At 33.4% G+C, this 20,727-nt stretch carries 15 protein-coding genes; all 15 read right to left on the bottom strand.

Annotated features, from left to right (window positions below; translation table 11 throughout):
* Positions 1-126: 126 nt before the first annotated feature.
* The 15 genes from rnjB to CM54_RS03195 all read right to left on the bottom strand — a co-directional run bounded on the left by rnjB (position 127) and on the right by CM54_RS03195 (position 20,727).
* Positions 127-1,800, bottom strand: coding sequence for a ribonuclease J2 (gene rnjB, locus CM54_RS03265; RefSeq protein ID WP_002469869.1), 1,674 nt, complete (start codon positions 1,798-1,800; stop codon positions 127-129).
* Positions 1,801-2,033: 233 nt separating this feature from the next.
* Entirely contained in the window at positions 2,034-4,133 is a 2,100-nt protein-coding gene (pnp, locus tag CM54_RS03260; protein WP_002436345.1) for a polyribonucleotide nucleotidyltransferase, read from the bottom strand.
* Positions 4,134-4,450: 317 nt separating this feature from the next.
* Positions 4,451-4,720, bottom strand: coding sequence for a 30S ribosomal protein S15 (rpsO, locus tag CM54_RS03255; RefSeq protein WP_002436359.1), 270 nt, complete (start codon positions 4,718-4,720; stop codon positions 4,451-4,453).
* Between the two features lie 121 nt (positions 4,721-4,841).
* The gene (gene ribF, locus CM54_RS03250; protein WP_002436322.1) at positions 4,842-5,813 is read right to left on the bottom strand and encodes a riboflavin biosynthesis protein RibF; all 972 of its coding nucleotides are present in this window, start codon (positions 5,811-5,813) and stop codon (positions 4,842-4,844) included.
* Between the two features lie 15 nt (positions 5,814-5,828).
* Positions 5,829-6,746, bottom strand: a complete 918-nt coding sequence (truB, locus tag CM54_RS03245) for a tRNA pseudouridine(55) synthase TruB (RefSeq protein ID WP_037548857.1) — start codon at positions 6,744-6,746, stop codon at positions 5,829-5,831.
* Between the two features lie 148 nt (positions 6,747-6,894).
* The gene (gene rbfA / locus CM54_RS03240) at positions 6,895-7,245 is read right to left on the bottom strand and encodes a 30S ribosome-binding factor RbfA (RefSeq protein WP_002436301.1); all 351 of its coding nucleotides are present in this window, start codon (positions 7,243-7,245) and stop codon (positions 6,895-6,897) included.
* Between the two features lie 156 nt (positions 7,246-7,401).
* Positions 7,402-9,576, bottom strand: a complete 2,175-nt coding sequence (infB, locus tag CM54_RS03235; RefSeq protein ID WP_023350386.1) for a translation initiation factor IF-2 — start codon at positions 9,574-9,576, stop codon at positions 7,402-7,404.
* A gap of 4 nt (positions 9,577-9,580) precedes the next feature.
* Positions 9,581-9,898, bottom strand: a complete 318-nt coding sequence (locus tag CM54_RS03230; protein WP_002436350.1) for a L7Ae/L30e/S12e/Gadd45 family ribosomal protein — start codon at positions 9,896-9,898, stop codon at positions 9,581-9,583.
* Positions 9,895-10,179, bottom strand: coding sequence for an RNase P modulator RnpM (gene rnpM, locus CM54_RS03225; RefSeq protein ID WP_002436310.1), 285 nt, complete (start codon positions 10,177-10,179; stop codon positions 9,895-9,897). The genes CM54_RS03230 and rnpM overlap by 4 nt, the downstream gene beginning before the upstream one ends.
* A 16-nt stretch (positions 10,180-10,195) precedes the next feature.
* The gene (gene nusA, locus CM54_RS03220; RefSeq protein WP_002436342.1) at positions 10,196-11,419 is read right to left on the bottom strand and encodes a transcription termination factor NusA; all 1,224 of its coding nucleotides are present in this window, start codon (positions 11,417-11,419) and stop codon (positions 10,196-10,198) included.
* A 20-nt stretch (positions 11,420-11,439) separates the two neighbouring features.
* A complete protein-coding gene (gene rimP / locus CM54_RS03215; protein ID WP_002436317.1) occupies positions 11,440-11,907 on the bottom strand; it encodes a ribosome maturation factor RimP in 468 nt (155 codons plus the stop codon).
* A 224-nt stretch (positions 11,908-12,131) separates the two neighbouring features.
* Positions 12,132-16,442 carry a PolC-type DNA polymerase III gene (locus CM54_RS03210; RefSeq protein WP_155980151.1) on the bottom strand — a complete coding sequence of 1,437 codons (4,311 nt, stop codon included), beginning with the start codon at positions 16,440-16,442 and terminating at the stop codon, positions 12,132-12,134.
* 255 nt (positions 16,443-16,697) lie between these two features.
* Positions 16,698-18,401 (bottom strand): proline--tRNA ligase, encoded by a 1,704-nt coding sequence (locus CM54_RS03205; RefSeq protein ID WP_037548850.1) that lies wholly within the window; start codon positions 18,399-18,401, stop codon positions 16,698-16,700.
* 19 nt (positions 18,402-18,420) lie between these two features.
* The gene (rseP, locus tag CM54_RS03200; RefSeq protein WP_037548847.1) at positions 18,421-19,707 is read right to left on the bottom strand and encodes an RIP metalloprotease RseP; all 1,287 of its coding nucleotides are present in this window, start codon (positions 19,705-19,707) and stop codon (positions 18,421-18,423) included.
* A 237-nt stretch (positions 19,708-19,944) separates the two neighbouring features.
* Positions 19,945-20,727 (bottom strand): phosphatidate cytidylyltransferase, encoded by a 783-nt coding sequence (locus CM54_RS03195; protein ID WP_002436308.1) that lies wholly within the window; start codon positions 20,725-20,727, stop codon positions 19,945-19,947.

Genomic DNA, 20,727 nt, shown 5'->3' with positions numbered 1-20,727 from the left:
TATCCCAATTAGATATGTTTGAACAAAAATTAAGAAGACCTCGTTGCAGAGCATAATCACCTTAAATCACTTAAATGATTTGCTATACACAATTGTCCCAACCTCTTCAAATGTTATTTATTAAGATTAAATCTCAGAAATTACTGGAATAATCATTGGACGACGTTTCGTGCTTTCAAATAATAATTTGCTAATTTGATCTCGCATATTTTGCTTAATTTCAGACCATTCTATACGTTTTTCTTGTAAACCTGCTTCTACAATTGTACGCACTTTTTCTTCGGCTTCATTTAATAATTCTTCACTTTCTCTAACATAAACGAACCCTCTTGATTGAATTTCAGGTCCTGCAGCGATACGTCTATTCTTAGGATCTAGCGTGACAACAGCAATGAAAATTCCATCTTCAGCTAATAAATGGCGGTCTCTTAAGACAATATTACCTACGTCTCCGACACCAATACCATCGATAAGTACATTACCTGAATTTACCTTTTCATTGAGTACCATATCTTTACCGTTGTAATTGATCACATCACCTTTTTCAACTAAGAAAATCTTTTCAGGTGCTACACCTGATTCTGCTGCTAATTTAGCGTGAGCAATTTGCATTTTAAATTCACCTTGCACTGGAATAAAGTATTCAGGTTTCATTATATTTAACATCATTTTTAATTCTTCCATACAACCATGACTTGAAGCATGGATTTTTTTATTGTTAGGGATGATGTGTGCCCCTGCACGTACAAGTTCGTTTAAAGTATCAGCTATGATTACTTCCATATTAGCAGAAGCCGTGATTGCTAAGAATACTGAATCGCCTTCTTCAATATTCATAATTTTATGTTTCTTTTGAGCCATTTGGCTTAAAGCCTCTACAGGTTCGCCTTGCATACCAGTTGCAATAATAATAACTTCATTTTTAGGATAATTATCAACTTCATTGATAGGAATTAATAAATCCTTCGGAATATCAAAATATCCCATCTTACGAGCAATATTAAATGAACTTTCAAGTGAGCGACCTAAGAATGATACTTTTCGATTCAATTTACTAGCTATATTTAGAACTTGTTGTATGCGAATAAAATTAGATGCATAGCAAGAAACTATAAGTCTTCCTTTAACTTTAGTGAATGCGTCATACATATGATGTTCAATGACATTTTCAGGAGTGTTATAGCCAGGTTTTTCTGCTTCTGTAGAATCACTAATTAAAGCAAATACACCTTCATCACCAATTTCAGCCATGCGCTTCATATCAGGTGCATATTGACCATGTAAACTTTGGTCGAATTTAAATTCTCCTGTATATACAATTGAACCATAAGAAGTATGAATGCAAATCCCCAAGCTATCTGGAATACTGTGTGTAGTATTAAAGAAGCTCACATTCACATTTTTAAATTTCATTACTGAATCATGAGATACTGTATAGTAGCGCACTTTTTTCTTAATATTACGGGCCTTCATATTTTCTTTAATAAGTGCAATCGTTAATTTAGAACCATAAACTGGCGCGTCAATTTGCTCTAAAATATAGCTAACTGCACCAATTGCGTGCTCATGACCATGTGAAAGGAAAATACCTTTTAATTTATCTTTATTTTCAATTACGTACTGAATGTCAGGAATAACGATATCCACACCTAACATTTCATCTTCAGGGAACATTAATCCCGCATCTAACATAAACATTTCATCGTCTACTTCAACGATGTACATATTTTTAGCGATTTCGCCTACACCACCAAGTGGTATGATGCGAATATCTTTATTTTTTTTCTTTATTAAACTCAAAATGTTACCTCCTATAAATAATGACCCGTCCATATATAAACTCACCATTTATTATAAGTTAAAATATGCGTGATGTACACTATTATTGCACGGTTGAACCGCTTGAACATTTTGAATTATCATTTAAATTAAAATAACTAATTGAAATGAAACTTTTAAACTGATTTTATTTTTTACAATAAAATAAAAAGGTTGAGCATTCATTTAAGAATACTCAACCTTAATAGTTAAATCTAATCATCTAATAAAGCTTTATGAGATGCATTGACACGACCTTGTTTATCAATTTCTGTAATTTTAACTTCAATTGAATCGCCAATGTTTAATACATCTTCAACTTTATTGATTCGTTCTTTAGATATTTGTGAAATGTGAAGTAATGCGTCCTTTCCTGGGAATAATTCGACGAAAGCACCATATTTCTCAATACGTTTAACTTTAGCATTATAAACTTGACCTACTTCAGCTTCACGTGTAATATCCTCAATAATTTCTTTCGCACGATCAATCATAGCTTGATCTACAGCACCTATAAAGATTGTACCGTCTTGTTCGATATCTAATTTGACACCTGTTTCATCAATAATTTCGTTAATTTTTTTACCACCAGGTCCTATAACATCTCTGATTTTATCAGGATTAATATGCATAGTAACAACTTTCGGTGCATAAGCACTTAGTTCTTTTCGAGGATGATCAATTGTTTGTAGCATATGATCCATAATAGCTAATCGGCCTTGACGTGCTTGTTCAAGTGCTTCTTCAATAACTTCACGTGTCAATCCATCTATCTTAATATCCATTTGAATAGCAGTAATACCTTCTTTAGTACCAGCCACTTTGAAGTCCATATCACCAAGTGCGTCTTCCATACCTTGAATATCAGTTAAAATAGTATAGCTATCATCACGAGTCACAAGACCCATTGCAATACCCGCTACAGGAGCTTTAATAGGTACGCCGGCATCCATTAAAGCTAATGTTGAACCACAAATTGATGCTTGTGAAGAAGAACCATTTGATTCTAATACTTCACTTACTATACGAATTGTGTAAGGGAAATCAGCTGTGTCAGGAATAATATAACGTAAAGCTCTTTCACCTAGAGCACCATGACCAATTTCACGACGTCCTGGTGCACGAACAGGTCCTGTCTCACCTACTGAGAAGTTAGGGAAATTATAATGATGCATAAAGCGTTTTTCTACTTCTGGCCCTAAACCATCAATAAGTTGATAATCACCTAAAGCACCTAACGTTAACACGGATAACGCTTGTGTTTGACCACGTGTGAATAATCCAGAACCATGAGCTCTTGGAAGCAAGCCAACTTCTGAATCAAGTGGTCGTATTTCATCTACTTTTCGACCATCTGGACGAATTTTTTCATCTGCAATTAAACGTCTAACTTCTTCTTTCACTAAATCGTTTAAAATTGCGTACACTTCATTAATAAGCGCTTCGTTTTCTGGATCTTCTTCATCAATAAAATGTGCAACTACTTCTTCTTTTAGCGCATCTAGATTTTCATCACGCTGTTGTTTATCAAAAGTTAAAACTGTTTCTTTTAATCCTTTTTCTTCAGTTAAAGCTTTTACTTTTTCAACGAGAGCTTCATCACGTTCAACTGGAATAAATTCTTGTTTCTCAGGTTGAATATGATCGATGATTTCTTGTTGGAATGCAACTAAACGTTTGATTTCTTCATGTCCAAAGAAGATTGCCTCAAGCATTTCACTTTCTGTAATTTCACTAGCTCCAGCTTCTACCATATTTACGGCATCTTTATGGCCAGCTACTTCTAAATCTAATCTAGAAACTTCCTTTTCATTAACTGAAGGGTTAATAACATAATTTCCATCAACATAACCTACGTTTACGCCTGCGATTGGTCCTTGGAAAGGAATATCTGAGACGCTTAAAGCCATTGAAGAACCAATCATTGCAGCCATTTCAGGTGAACAATCTGGATCAGCACTTAAGACGATATTCATAATCTGAACATCATGTCTGTATCCTTTAGGGAAAAGGGGACGAATAGGTCTATCGATTAAACGAGCTGTCAGCGTCGCTTCATCACCTGGTCGTCCTTCTCTTTTTTTAAATCCACCAGGAATTTTACCTGCTGCATACATTTTTTCTTCATAGTTCACTGTTAATGGGAAAAAGTCACCATCTCTAGGTTCCTTTGAAGCAGTAGCAGTTGATAACACAACTGTATCTCCATAACGTACTAACACAGCACCATTAGCTTGTTTAGCTAATTGCCCTGTCTCAATCGTTAAAGAGCGTCCAGCCCATTCAGTTTTGAAAACTTTCTTCTCTTGAGACATTATGAATCTCCTCTCTTCATTCTATTACTTACATCATATCATTTATTCACATATTTTTATATTTTTTATTATGTACGATAATAAAAAAAGGAAAGTACCATTCAACTGGTGCTTTCCTTTGACTGTAGACAAGCTCTTTCACTCCTTGTCGTCTTATGCATGACTAGCTCATTTACTAATAGTAAAATCCCGTCGTAATGCATTTTGACTCCTCGTTTGAAAAGTGCTTTCAAACAGTCATCTTAATTAAATTTATTTAGTAGTAAACTATAATAAAAGTATCATTCAACTGGTACTTTCGTAATTCTATATTAAGATTAACGACGGATACCTAATGATTTAATTAATTCACGGTAACGTTGAATATCTTTACTACGTAAGTAGTTTAATAAGTGTCTACGACGACCTACCATTTTTAATAATCCACGACGTGAATGGTGGTCTTTTTTGTGTTCACGTAAATGCTCGTTTAATGCAGCGATTTCTGCAGTTAAAACAGCGATTTGAACCTCTGGAGAACCAGTATCAGTTTCGTGTACACGGTATTGTTTAATTAATTCATCTTTACGTTCTTGTGAAATTGCCATAATCAATTTCCTCCTTAATATAATTTAACTCCTTAATCTGAGTTAGGCGTCGGAGACTCGACCTACTAAGAAAAAGGTATTTTAGAAGTAAGCTATTTATCTTAACTTTTCTTCCTCAACTTTAAATATTATACGATACATCATCACCGAAATCAACAGATAATAAATATTTTGCTTGGTCTTTATCTTCATTCATTTGTTCAACTAATGGATCTATACCTGAAAATTTAACTTCCGGTCTCAAGAAATAGTGCCAATACACAGTAACTCGTTCGCCATAAATATTTTCATCAAAATCAAAAATATTTACTTCTATAACGACTTCAGCTTTAGCTGGATCATGGAAAGTTGGTTTAACTCCTACATTGGCCACTCCTCTATATATTTTACTTTCTGGACCAATTTCCATACTAACAGCATATACACCTTTTTTTGGTAACACATAATCGTCGCTTGGTTGAACGTTTGCCGTTGGGAAGCCTATAGTTCTGCCTCGTTTCTCTCCTTGAACAACTGTTCCTTTAATTCTATAAAGATAACCAAGTTCTTCGTTTGCTTTTCTTAAATTGCCTTCAGTTAATGCTTCTCTTATAGCGGTTGTTGAAATCTTTTCAGAATCCAATTCTTGTTTACCTACGATTGTAGTTTTAAAATCATTAGATTCTTGTAAAACAGTCATGTTTCCTTTTCCGAATTTCCCAAAAGTAAAATCAAATCCAGCAATCACTTCTTTTACATTATTATTAATTACATATTCTTGAATAAATTCTTCAGAAGTGACGCTAGCGAAACGAGAAGAAAAATTAATAACTATGCAGTAATCTACGTCATGATGTTCAATCATTTCTAGTTTATCTGAAAGTGGTGTTAAATAAGTCGTACGTTTACGTTCGGGATTCAAAACCACAGATGGATGCGGGTCAAATGTCATTACAGCTTTCTTTAGATTATTTTCTTCCGCTTTTTGATTCAAAGCTTGAAACACCTTGTCGTGACCTCTATGCATGCCATCAAAGAAACCAAACGCCATCGCAACATTTTCATTAATTAATTGATCTTTTTGAATGGGATGGGTAACTTCTATCACTTTCATAAATGTATTTCTCCTTTAGTTAAATACTTTTTTCGGTTTAATTTCATTTATCTTCTCAGGATGTACCATATAAATGGCTAATGCTTTTTTTGACATTTGATCAATAAAAACAAACTGTGACTCTATTTCTTGATCTAAGTCCTTAACATTAAATTTTTGTCCATTTAAAATTCTTTTCTTAAATGCTTCATCATTTATTTCAATCTCTTGCAATCCTTTTAAGCCATATTCTATAGGAAATAGCTTATCTTGTAATGAATCATGCTCATGCATGTCCTTAATTTGTTCTAATTTAAAACTTTTGTCGATTTGAAAACCACCTGAGGAAACTCTTGTCAAACGTGACATATGCGCTGGATAACCTAATTTCTTACCAATATCAGTAGCTAAAGTTCTGATGTATGTGCCTTTACCGCAACTCACTTCAATTTCAAAATGACATTGGTTGTTTTGAAAAGTTAAATTTGAAGTTCTATAAATATTTTTGATAAGAACATGTCTTACAGGTCTTTCGACTTCTTCATTATTACGGGCATACTCATAAAGTTTTTTTCCTTTAACTTTAACTGATGAATACATTGGTGGAATTTGTTCGATAACGCCTAAAAATTTCTCAAGCGTTTGATCAATATCCCGTTCTGTAACATCGTCTTTATCAATTCCTTTAACCTCTAATGTATTCCCAGTTTGATCTTCAGTTGTTGTGCTTACTCCTAGAGTAACTTCAGCTTTATATGTTTTTCCCATTTCCATCACGTAATCGCTCACTCTAGTAGCATTACCAAGGCATATTGGAAGAACCCCATCCACTTCAGGGTCCAACGTACCTGTGTGTCCGATCTTCTTCATTTTTAATATTTTTCTAAGTTTAAAAACTACATCATGGCTCGTCAAACCTCTTTCTTTGAATACGGGTAATATACCGTTATACATGTTGTCACACCTTTAATCTACAGTTAATTTTACCTCAATCATTATAACATCTCTTTAGATATAATTGCCCACTATTTTTATATAAAAAAGTAGGTAATCAGATACATTTAAATTTGTATGAATCTGCCTACCTACTATAATTGAGAATTTATTTATCTTCTTTGTGTAAATCTTGAATCATGCGTTCAATTTTATTTCCGTATTCTATTGATTCATCATATTCAAATGTTAAGTCAGGAATAATTCTTAAACGCATTCTTGAACCTAGCTCAGATTTAATGAAACCTTTAGCTTTTTCAAGTGCTTTAAATGTGTTGTCGACCTCTTTTTTACTACCTAATACTGTGAGATAAACTTTGGCGTGAGATAAGTCATTAGTTAGTTCAACATCAGTAATAGTTAGAAATCCTACTCTTGGATCTTTTACTTTATTATTAACGATATCCATGATTTCTTGTTTCATTTGTTCTCCAACACGTTCAGCTCTCATATTACTCATCTTATTTCACCTCTTTATTTTATTTTTCTTTAAAATTAAATTTACTTTAGCAAGTAATATTTTATTAAATCATATTATTCTTAGCAATGTGCTTTATTAAAAATCTCCTCCCTATTTTACTAAATAGCGAGGAGATTTCATTAGTTCAAACATTTATTATCGTTGAATTTCAACCATTTCAAACGCTTCGATAATGTCGCCTTCTTTTAGGTCATTATATTTTTCAATAGTAATACCACACTCATAACCTTGAGCTACTTCTTTAGCATCATCTTTGAAACGTTTTAATGTATCTAATTCACCTTCGAATAATACAATACCGTCTCTAATTACTCGTACACCCGCATTACGTGTGATTTTACCTTCAGTCACGTAACTACCAGCAATTGTACCAACTTTAGACACCTTGAATGTTTGACGAACTTCAGCTTGACCAATCACTTGTTCTTCATATTCAGGGTCCAGTAAACCTTTCATAGCAGATTCAATTTCTTCAATTACGTTATAGATAACGCGGTGTAATCTCATATCAACATTTTCAGCTTCAGCAGCACGTTTTGCGCCAGCATCTGGTCGTACATTAAAGCCAATGATGATACCATTAGAAGCATTTGCTAATGTTACGTCTGATTCATTAACTGCACCTACTGCAGTGTGGATAATACGTACATTTACGCCTTCTACATCAATTTTCATTAATGAAGCAGCTAATGCTTCTACTGAACCTTGAACGTCACCTTTAATAATTACATTTAAATCTTTCATTTCACCTTGTTTCATTTGTTCAAATAAGTTATCTAATGAAACATTTTTACTTTCTTGACGTTGTTGAATCACGCTTGCTTCATGACGCGCTTCACCTATACGACGTGCTTGTTTCTCATCACTAAATACTACAAATCGATCTCCAGCAAGTGGTACATCATTGATACCAGTGATTTCTACAGGTGTTGAAGGGCCTGCTGATTTAATACGTTTACCTAAGTCATTAACCATTGCTCGGATACGACCATACGTATTACCTACTACAATTGAATCACCAACGTTTAATGTACCGTTTTGTACTAATAAGGAAGCAGCTGGTCCACGTGATTTATCAAGTTCAGCTTCAATAACTGTACCTACTGCACGTTTGTCAGGATTGGCTTTAAGTTCTTGAACTTCTGCAACAAGTCCAATCATTTCTAGTAAATCCTCGATACCATCACCACTTAAAGCAGAAAGTGGTACAAAGATTGTGTCACCGCCCCAATCTTCTGGGATTAAACCATATTCCGTTAATTCTTGCATTACACGGTCAGGATTTGCAGTTGGTTTATCAATTTTGTTAACTGCCACAATTGTAGGGACATCTGCTTCTTTTGCGTGGTTGATTGCTTCAATTGTTTGTGGCATAACGCCATCGTCAGCAGCTACTACAAGAATTGTAATATCTGTTACTTGAGCACCACGCGCACGCATAGTTGTAAATGCTGCGTGTCCAGGAGTATCTAAGAAAGTAATTTTCTTTCCATTATTTTCAATTTGGTAAGCACCAATATGTTGAGTGATACCTCCAGCTTCTCCTTCAGTAACTTTAGTATGACGAATAGAGTCTAATAATGTTGTCTTACCATGGTCAACGTGTCCCATAATTGTAACAACAGCTGGTCTTTCGATCGCATCAGGATCTTCAGTTTCATCGTCGAAATAAATAGATAAATCTTCTTCATCAATAACTACTTCTTGCTCAATTTCCACACCATAATCATCTGCAATTAATTCTAGTGTTTCTTCATCTAATGATTGGTTAATGTTAGCCATAATTCCTAATAAGAATAATTTTTTAATGATACCTGAAGATTCAACATTAAGTTTTTCAGCTAATTCACCAACAGTAATTCCTTCTTGATAAGTAATTTTTGAAGGCATTTCTTTAGGTTCTGCAGCTTGATTTTGCTGTTTATTATTTTTGTTATTTTTATTGTTTTTATTATTTTTATTTTGTTGCTTGCCTTTATTGTTCTGACCATTTTTTTTGTTTTGATTCTTTTGTTGGTTATTGTTTTTTTGTTGATTACCTTTGTTATTTTGTTTATCTTTATTCGATTGATTGCCTTTATTATTTTGATTTTGTTTATTATTAGATTTTTGGTGATTATTTTGAGTATTTTGTTTGTCGTCTGTGTTTTGTTCTTTTTTGAACTTTTTATCTAAAGCTTTAATTTGGTCGTCTTCTAAAGCTTGCATATGGTTCGACACTTCAACGTTCATACTTTTTAACTCATCTATAATCTCTTTACTCTTTAGATTTAATTCTTTTGCATATTCGTAAATTCTTTTTTTACTCATATAATCACTCCTTACGATATTCATCTATCATTGATAATAACTTTTTAGCAAAACCATTATCTGTTACACCAATATTAACTCTCTCGCCTTTACCAAGTGCTCCCCCTAATTCAGCCCTCGTTCCAAAATTCCTTAATGGAACTTGGTTGCTATTGCACTTATCTTTCATAACTTTCAAAGTATTGTCAGACGCGTCGGTTGCTACGATTACGAGTTTTATCTTATTGGTTTTAATGTCGTTTAAAATAACAGATTCTCCACTTTTAACTTTTCCTGCTCTCATTGCTAAGCCCAGGAAATTAAATATTTGATCTTTAATCATTTAGGAATCTCTTCTCTATAAATTAAACGAATAATTTCTTTATATACCGGCTCTAGTGTTTCTTTAGAGGCGTTAAAGTACTTTTCAAGTAACTCTTTTTGTTGAGCCTTTTCAACTAGAGAAACATCTTTAGAAACATATGCTCCACGACCTTGTTTCTTACCAGTCGCATCTGCAAAGATTTCGCCTTCTTTATTGATGACTACTCGAATCATATCTTTCTTTGGATGCATTTCATTAGATATAATACATTTTCGCATTGGAATTTTTTTCTTTTTCATAAGTTAACACTCCAATCTATTCTTCTGTATTTTTATCTTCTTCAGCATCAGAGTCTTTTTCTTCATCAGTCTCTGCAGCTAATTCTGCTGTTGTTAAATTAGATTCTTCTAAATTAACGTCATCAAATTCAACATCTTCATCACCAGTGTTTACGATTTCATCTGCAACTTCTTCAGATTCAATTACAGGGTAAACGCCTGCTTCACGTGCATCAGATTCAGATTTAATATCAATCTTCCAACCAGTTAATTTAGCTGCTAGACGCGCATTTTGACCACGTTTACCTATTGCTAGAGAAAGTTGGTAATCAGGTACAACCACTATTGTTGATTGATTTTCTTCGTCAACAATAACTTCTAGAACTTGTGATGGGCTTAAAGCATTTCTAACGAATACTTTCGGATCCTCATTCCATTGAACGATGTCTATTTTCTCTCCACCAAGTTCTTCAACAACAGCTTCAACACGTGCACCTTTAGAACCTACACATGCACCTACTGCGTCGATATCTGCATTATCAGAGTAAACACTGATTTTAGAACGGTCTCCTGCTTCACGTGCTACAGATTTAACAATGACAGTTCCATCATAAATTTCTGGAACTTCTTGTTCAAATAAACGTTTTAATAAACCAGGATGACTTCTTGAAACATAAATCTGAGGTCCTTTTGTTGTTTGTTCAACTTTGTTTACATAAACTTTAATACGTTCATTAGGGATGTAACTTTCGTTAGGGCTTCTTTCAGCTTCAGATAAAACAGCTTCAATTCTACCTAAATTTACGTAAACATAGCGATGATCGACACGGTCAATCACACCTGTTAAAATATCTTCTTCTTTATCAATAAATTCATCATATAGGATTTCTCTTTCAGCGTCTCTTAAACGTTGCATAACTGCTTGTTTAGCTGCTTGTGCGCCTACTCGTCCAAAGTCTTTAGGAGTAACATCTTCTTCATAGATATCACCAATTTCATAAGCTGGATTTTTTACCAATGCAGTGCTTAGATCTACTTCATCTCTATCATCGAAGACTTCCTCTACGACTTCTTTTCGAGCAATAACTCTAAACGAACCTTCGTCCATGTTCAATTCTACTCTTACATTTCTTGCACTGTCATAATTTTTCTTATATGCAGTGATTAGCGCAGCTTCAATAGCATCGATAAGTACTTCTCTAGGAATTTTCTTTTCCTTTTCTAAATATTCAGTAGCTAATAATAATTCATTACTTGACACAGTTTTTCCTCCTCATCACGTTAAATCATAACAGCGTGACGTGCTTTAGCGATTTTATTTCTTGGTATTTCAATTTCTTTGGTTTTTGATTTTTCTTTTACTTCCATAACTATATTGTCTTCATCTACAGATTTTAAGATTCCTAACCACTCTTTATCACCTTCTATTGGTGCATAAAGTGAAACAAATATAGGTTGACTTACAGCATTTTGAAAATCTTTATCTTTTTTAATAGGTCGTTCTGCCCCTGGAGATGCTACATCAAGGTAATACATTTCCGGGATAGGGTCATTTTCATCCATTGCTTCACTAATTTTTTCTGAAGCTAAAGTACAATCATTAAGATCTACGCCACCTTCTTTATCGATGGATACTCTAAGAAAGCGATCTTTACCTTCTTTAACATATTCAATTTCAACAAGTTCAAATTTTAAATCATCTAATATAGGCTGAATTATAGTTTCTACTTGTTCAGTAATCTTACTCATACAGGCCTCCTTTTTTGGCAAATAGAAAAGAGCGGGTATATGCCCACTCTTCTGCCTGAGTTTAATCATTTTTTACACAATTAAAGTATATCATAACTCATGATACTAAACAAATTTCATAAGTTGTAGACGGGATAGAGGTGCTATTAACATTCTATTGTTTAGCACCTACTTCCTGATTTTGGTAATCTATTTGATAATTAGCAATCATTTTCAAGGGAAAACTACATATCAAAAATAGATAATTGTGCTTTATCTGGTAAACCTGGTAAGGATCCCATCTCATCTAAGTAATCAATAACTTTTTGTGAAAGTCCTGCTTTCTTATTTAAATCTTCTTTGGATAAGAAAGGTCCTTCTTCACGTGCTTCAACAATCCGTTTGGCAACATTCTCACCTAGACCTGGTACTGCAACAAACGGAGGAATAAGCGTATCTTCTTCAATAACAAAGTCGAAAGCCTGACTTTTTTCGAGACTAATTGGTTGCATACGGAACCCTCGATGTGCCATTTCGTTCATAATTTCTAAAACTGTTAAAACATCTTTTTCTTTTTTGCCTAAGTCCATATAACGTGAGTACATATCTTTAACAGTGTTACGTATACTCGTTTTATCTTTAATCATTGTGATGAGATCAAAGTCAGAAGCCCTTATTGTGAAGTACGCTGCGTAATAATATAAAGGATGATGTACTTTAAAATAAGCAATTCTTACTGCCATTAGAACATATGCTGCAGCATGTGCCTTAGGGAACATGTATTTAATTTTTCGGCATGAATCTAAATACCAGTCAGGTACATCATTTTCTTTCATAGCTTCAACCATTTCATCGGTTAATCCACGGCCTTTACGTACAAACTCCATTGTTTTAAAGGCCATAGATGGTTCTAAGCCTGCATACATAAGATAGACCATGATATCATCACGACAACCTATTACGCTTGATAAATCACAAATACCTTGTCGTATCAATTCTTGAGCATTACCAAGCCACACATCAGTACCATGTGATAATCCAGAAATTTGTACAAGTTCCGAGAAGGTTGTTGGTTTCGTATCTTCTAACATTTGTCTAACGAATCCAGTACCAAATTCAGGAACTCCAAATGTACCAGTTTTACATAATATTTCATCTTCAGTAACGCCTAAACTTTCAGGACCACTGAAAATCTGCATCGTATCCTTATCATCAACTGGAATAGTTTTAGGATCAATACCTGATAAGTCTTGAAGCATACGTATCATTGTTGGATCATCGTGACCAAGGATATCGAGTTTTAATACGTTATCATGAATGGAGTGGAAGTCAAAGTGAGTTGTCATCCAAGCTGCACTTTGATCATCTGCCGGAAACTGTATCGGTGTAAAATCATAAATATCCATATAATCAGGGACTACTATAATACCACCCGGATGTTGTCCAGTCGTACGTTTAACACCAGTACAACCTTTAACCAATCTATCAATTTCAGCTCCGCGTTTATGAATACCTTGATCATTTAAGTATCCTTTTACAAAACCGAAAGCAGTTTTCTCAGCAACTGTACCAATTGTTCCTGCACGGAAAACCTTATCTTCTCCGAATAAAACTTTGGTATAGTTATGCGCGTTTGGTTGGTATTCCCCACTAAAGTTTAAATCAATATCGGGAACTTTATCTCCTTTGAAACCTAAGAATGTTTCGAATGGAATATCTTGTCCTTCTTTTATAAGTTCATTGCCACATGTAGGACATTTTTTATCAGGAAGATCGAAACCTGAACCTACTGAACCATCATTAAAGAACTCGCTTGTTTTACAATGTGAACATATATAATGAGGAGGTAAAGGATTGACTTCGGTTATTTCAGTCATAGTAGCTACGAAACTTGATCCTACTGAACCACGTGATCCTACTAAATAACCATCATCTAGTGATTTTTTAACTAATCTTTGAGAAATTAAGTAAATAACCGAGAAACCATTACCTATAATACTTTCTAATTCCTTTTCTAATCGATCTATAACGATTTGTGGTAAATCTTCCCCATATAACTTTTTAGCATTTGAGTAACTTAACTCACGGATCTCATCATTTGCACCTTCCATTCTAGGTGTAAATAATTTATCTTTAATCGGTACAACTCTCTCAATACGTTCTGCTAATTCATTCGTATTTTTAACTACGATTTCATAAGCTTTCTCTTCTCCTAGAAAATGAAACTCATCTAGCATTTCATCTGTAGTTCTAAAATGCGCTTCTGGTAATGTAGTACGATTTAAAGGATTACCCGGTTGTGACGCTATTAAAATTTTTCGTGCAATTGCATCATGTTCATATAAATAATGTGCATTTCCTGTCGCAATAACTGGAATATTTACACTATCTCCCGCTTCAATTAACCGTTGATAAATCTCTGTTAATGTTTCGTTATCTCGGATTAATTCTCTATCCATTAAGTCCTGATACAATGCAGGTGGTTGAACTTCTATAAAGTCATAGTACTTAGCAATTTTCTCAACTTGTGCTTGGTCTTTTTGCATAACAGCAGTAAATAATTCACCTTCATCACAAGCAGTACCAACTAATATACCTTCTCTATATTCATTTAAAAGAGATCGTGGAATTCTAGGCGTACGATAATAGTATTTAACTAAGGATGCACTCACAATTTTAAATAAATTTTTAAGTCCCTCTTGGTTTTGAACTATAAGTGTTACATGAGATGGACGTGCTCTTTTATATGCGTCCTCATTTGTTAGTTTTTTATTTATTTCATTGTGATTGTGAACGCCCAGTTCCGTCATTTGTTGAATCATTTTAATGAAAATATAAGCGGTTGCTTCTGTATCATAAATGGCTCTATGGTGTTGTGTAAGTTCGACGCCATACTTTTTAGCAAGGAAGTTCAAACCGTGTTTACCGTATTCTGTATTAATCGTACGTGAAAGTTCTAATGTATCGATCACTCCGTTAGTAGATGGTCCAAAGCCTAAGCGCTCATAACCAGTATCAATAAATCCCATATCAAATGAGGCATTATGAGCTACAAATATCGCGTCTCCAACCCATTCTTTAAATTCAGTTAATACTTCTTCAATTTCTGGAGCATCAGTTAACATATCGTTTGTAATATGAGTTAAGTTAATGATAGTTTCAGATAAACGTTCATGAGGATTGCTAAAGCGCTCAAATTTATCAATAATTTCACCATTATGAACTTTGACAGCTGCCAACTCAATAATTTTATCGTATTGATTAGATAAACCAGTTGTTTCCACGTCAAATACCACATAAGTAGCATCTTTTAATACTCGATCAGTAGGTTTGTAAGCGATAGGCACACCGTCATCAACAAGCATGCCCTCCATTCCGTAAATCATTTTGATACCGTGTTTCTCTGCAGCATTATGTGCATCTGGAAATGCTTGAACGACATTATGATCAGTAACTGCAATAGCTGAATGACCCCACTCAGCAGCTTGTTCAACATAAGAACCAATATTGGGTATACCGTCCATTTGACTCATTGCAGTATGCAAGTGAAATTCTACACGTTTTTCATCAGCTTTGTCTTTTTTTGGTGCTTTTTTTATTTCTTCAATATCTGACATCATCATGACTAAATCACGCACAAATGTATCTTCTTCAATACGTCCTTGTGCTCTGACCCATTTTCCTACACTTAAAGCTTTAAAATGGTCTAGGTCATCTTTATTTTTACGAGTAAACATTTTTAAAACTAAAGAATCTGTATAGTCTGTCACTTTAAGCTCTACGATATGACGTCCACTTTTTAGTTCTTTTAAATTTATATCGAAAATAACACCTTCAATTGCTACTTTGAATTCTTCTTCGATAATTGAATCAATAGAGCGAATGTTTTCAACTTGAATTGTTTTCCCAATTTGACACTTATCAACAGAACTTTCATTGTTATCTTGTTGTTTAGCCTTTTCAGCCTTCATTTTTTCTAATTTTTCAGTAGCTTCTCTAGCACTTTGTTCATCTTCTTGTTGAATATGAGCTTCTAATGAGGCTAAATCATCATCATGATTCGTAGTATCTGTTTCAAAGATAATCTTGTCTATATTAAAACCACATTTTTGAAAAGCTTTAACTAAACTTCCATTACATGCTTTGTCAAAATGGTTACGTTCAATATCATTGGATACTAAAACTTTGATTACATTACCAGACATAATCAATTTCTTTTGTTTTAATTGACCTTTAACTTTAGGTGATAATCTCGTTTGATCAATACAATGGGCAAAGTATTTTAATGCATGTTCGTCTTGGTTAGTTGTATCTTTAATTGAGAAATGGATGGTAACTGTGGCTATTTCTTTAAACTCTTCTTCAATTGCATGAGTAAATAATAGGTAATCTTCATGTGAAAGAAAACGTGGTAATGAGATTTGAAATTCCCATGTTCTATTCTTATTAGAAACATCAATTCGAGTCAGTTCACCCTCATTTAGAATATCAGTCTCTAATTGATTTGATATTTTAATTTGATCGGCAAGTACTTTGAATTTTTCTTGATTTGTCATTGCCAAAATAATAACCACCTTAAATTTTTAATACTTATACTTTTATTTAAATTCTAATTATGTATGTGATAAGAACTACTATTGCTGCACACTCAAATCTTATAGCAAATTTGATTCATATTATACTACTCATTTGATTAATTTTCATGAGAAATTATTTGTATATTTAAAACAATAAAGAAGAGCAGGTTTGAATTTCAAACTCAAAATTCATTCCCCGCCCTACTTCAACTAGTTAACTTTCAAAATCTAAATCTATTTTAAATTGTCATATAAATCTTTTAAATAATTTTCTAAATCATTGACGTGAATCTCTTCACTTTCACCACTCAAGCGTTGTTTGACCTCAACAATACCCTCTTCAGCTCTTTTACCGACTACAACTCGCATTGGTAATCCAATTAAGTCAGCATCGTTAAACTTAACACCTGCACGTTCTTTTCTATCATCATAAAGAACATCGAATTTATCATTTAATTGCGCATAAAGTTGATCTCCTAATTCGCGTTGATCATCTTTTTTAGGGTTAATTGTTATTAAATGTAAATCGAATGGTGTGACTGATTTAGGCCAAATAATACCATTGTCATCATTATTTTGTTCAACGATTGCGCTAAGTGTTCTTGATATGCCAATACCGTAGCATCCCATAATTAATGGTTGCGCTTTACCTTGATTATCAAGGAAAGTGGCGTTCATAGCTTCAGAGTATTTTGTACCCAATTTGAAGACTTGTCCTACTTCAATACCTTCAGCAAATTGAGCTTTACCAGAACCATCACTTAACATTTCGCCCTCTAAAATAAATCTGAAATCACCATATTCATCAATGTTAAAATCTCTTTCGACATTAGCATTAACATAGTGATAGCCATCCTCATTAGCACCTATAACAAGATTATTTAAATCTTTAACATAATTATCGGCATATATCTTAATTTCTTTATTATGAATTGGACCTAAAGATCCAGGATTTGCTCCAACTAAATTTACGATTTCATCTTGTGAAGCCATTTCAACATTATCGGTACCAAAATATGCTTTTAATTTAACATCGTTTAGTTCATGGTGCCCTCTTATAAGAATCATAATAAATTCGCCATCTACTTTAAAAATCATCGTTTTTATAATTTCATCTAGTGGACGATTTAGGAAATCTGCAAGTTCTTGAGCTGTTTTGACATTAGGTGTCTCAATTTTTGATAATTCAGCTGTTTCAGTATGTTTTTCTGAAGGATGATAAATAACTTCTGCTTTTTCAATGTTAGCAGCGTAATCACTTTCATTACTATAGACAATTGTATCTTCGCCAATTTCACTTAAAGCCATAAATTCATGAGTATGATTACCACCAATCGCTCCAGAATCAGCAACTACAGGGCGTGCGTTAATTCCAACACGCTTGAAGATTCTGCTATATGCATTGTACATATCTTGATATGTTGCATCTAATGATTCTTCGTCAGCGTGGAATGAATAGGCATCTTTCATAATAAATTCTCTACCACGTAATAATCCAAAGCGAGGTCTTTTCTCATCACGGTATTTTGATTGGATTTGGAATAAAGTAAGAGGTAAACGTTTATATGATTTTAACTCGTCTCTAACTAGAGAAGTTACAACCTCTTCATGCGTAGGCCCCAATGCGAATTCTCTTCCATTTCTATCTTTGAGTCGCATTAACTCTGGACCATAAGCTCCCCAACGTCCAGATTCTTCCCATAATTCAGCTTGTTGTAAAGCGGGCATTAAAATTTCAACGGCATCAATACTTTCCATTTCTTCTCGTACGATGTTAGAAATGTTATTTAAAACTCTTGTTGCTAGTGGTAAATAACTATAGATTCCACTAGTACTTTGTTTGATTAAACCTGCTTTAAGTAATAAACGATGACTTAGTGCTTCAGCTTCTGCAGGAACTTCTCTCATCGTTGGTATAAATACTTTAGATTGTTTCATTCTCTATTTTCCTCCCTAATTATAAGAAATACCGTTGTATATCGTTCCAAGTTACGATAATCATAATAATAACAACAAATAATGCACCTGTTGCAATAATAGCTGTTTCAGCCTTTTTATTCACTGGCTTTCTGAAAATAGCCTCATATAATACAAATAAAATTCGACCACCATCTAACGCCGGAATAGGTAATAAGTTCATGATACCTAAGTTTACACTTAATAATGCTGTATAGCCTATTAGGTTGATAATACCAGACTTTACAACTGAGTCCACATTATGGTAAATACCTACTGGACCATTAAGCATGTCGAATGAAAAACCACCAGTAAAGATGCTAGCAATCATACCAACAACCGCTGAGAAGATAAATTTACCTTTATCAAAGAAATTATAAATTCCAAAACTTATTGGTTTAAAGATACTGTGCTCCAGCTTAGGTGCAAATCCAATTTGGTAACTTGTTTGTTTATTATTTTTACTAATTTTGTTTTCTACCTTTTTAGGTTCAAGTTGCATTGTTTTTGTATGATGATCTCTTTGAACTTTAATTGATGTTTTAGAAGTTTTATTTTCATCTAAAACTTTTCTTATTTCAATGAAATCTTTGATTTTATGATCACCGATTTGAACAATTTTATCACCTTTATGTAACCCAGCTTGATCTGCAGGTGAATGCTTTACTACTTCTCCAATTGTATTTGTAGGCGTACCTTGGTAATAAGCTAAACCTATAAATAACACTAATGCTAGAATAAAATTGAAGAGCGGGCCGGCAAAAAGTGTTAAAAATTTGGGTAATGGTTTCTTATGTGCAAACTGTCTATCTCTAGGGGCGATTTGTATAAGACTTCCATTTTCAACAAAATATGCCTTCTTAGCGATTGAGTAATGATGTCTTTCTTCATCATAAGATGTTATACCTTCTATATATAAATCATCTTTAAAGTCACATTTTTTAACTTCTATAGCTTCAATTTGTTGGAATTTATGTTGATCATCTAAAATAATATGCGTAATTTCATCTTTTTCATTTAATTTAATTTTTACGTTCATACCTGGTTGAACTGGTGGCTCTTCAAGTCCATCTCCAGCCATTCTTACATAACCGCCTACAGGTAATAAACGTATTGTGTATAATGTTTCATCTTTTCTAAAACTAAAAATTTTAGGCCCCATGCCAATCGCGAATTCAGGACACATGATACCTGCTCTTTTAGCAAAGAACATATGACCGTATTCATGTACAGTAACTAGTACACCAAATACGATGATAAATGAAACTATTGTTATTAAATAGCTCATACTCTACACCTCTATTGATATTATGTTTAATTTTCAATAAATCTAAGTACTAGAATAAACAAATAATATAAAACATTGTAATACGCTTAGATTCATTCTCAAATATATGTATATTTGTAGTTAAAGATTTATACAGTGATAGTGTTCAAAAGGAGTTAAGAGACATTGCACTCTCTCCAATATCTCAATAACTCCTTTATTATAACATCTATTTTATTTTATAGACTGTACCACAAATTAAATTTGGATTAATAAAATATTTAATAGTGGTAAAACAAACATAAAACTATCAAATCTATCTAAAATACCACCGTGACCTGGTAAAATACGGCCTGAATCTTTGACACCAAAGTGTCGCTTAAATCCAGATTCAACTAAATCTCCTAATTGACCAAACATACTTAAAATCACTGTAACTATTAATAACAGCCATATATTTAGATGGAAATTCACGAAAAATTGCATAATTAAAGGTACGAGTAAACTACAAATGATTCCCCCAATAAAACCTTCAATCGTTTTATTAGGGCTAATCACAGGCCATAATTTATGTTTACCCATTAATCGACCGAAAATATATGCTCCAGTATCTGTTAACCAAACTATTAGAAAGGCAAATAATATGTAATGTAATCCCTCTGAACGTGTTTCATAGAAATACATAAATCCAATACCTACATATGCTACCGACATAAGACAGAAAGCTGCATCCATAAAACTAAATCTGTTCTTAGATAACACTGTATAACTTAGGACAATAAAACTCATAGCTATTAAGCTTTTAAGTTGTATAGTTTGTACCCATTCCCCAGCATCTTGAGGCAACATAATAATAATTAAGGCTAATGCACTAATAAATCCTGGTATAGATAAGAACTTAATCATGTTCATGTTTAATAGTTCTTTTAATGCAATTAAAGCTAATAAGTAAGCGAAAAGCATTAAAATCATGCCACCTTTTAGTAAGAATGGCAAGAATATTAATAAGGCAATAATTGCAGTTAATGTTCTTACTTTCAT

This window comes from Staphylococcus sp. TE8, from assembly GCF_000692055.1.
Lineage (GTDB): Bacteria > Bacillota > Bacilli > Staphylococcales > Staphylococcaceae > Staphylococcus > Staphylococcus capitis.
This window is presented reverse-complemented; position numbering and strand designations above follow the sequence as displayed.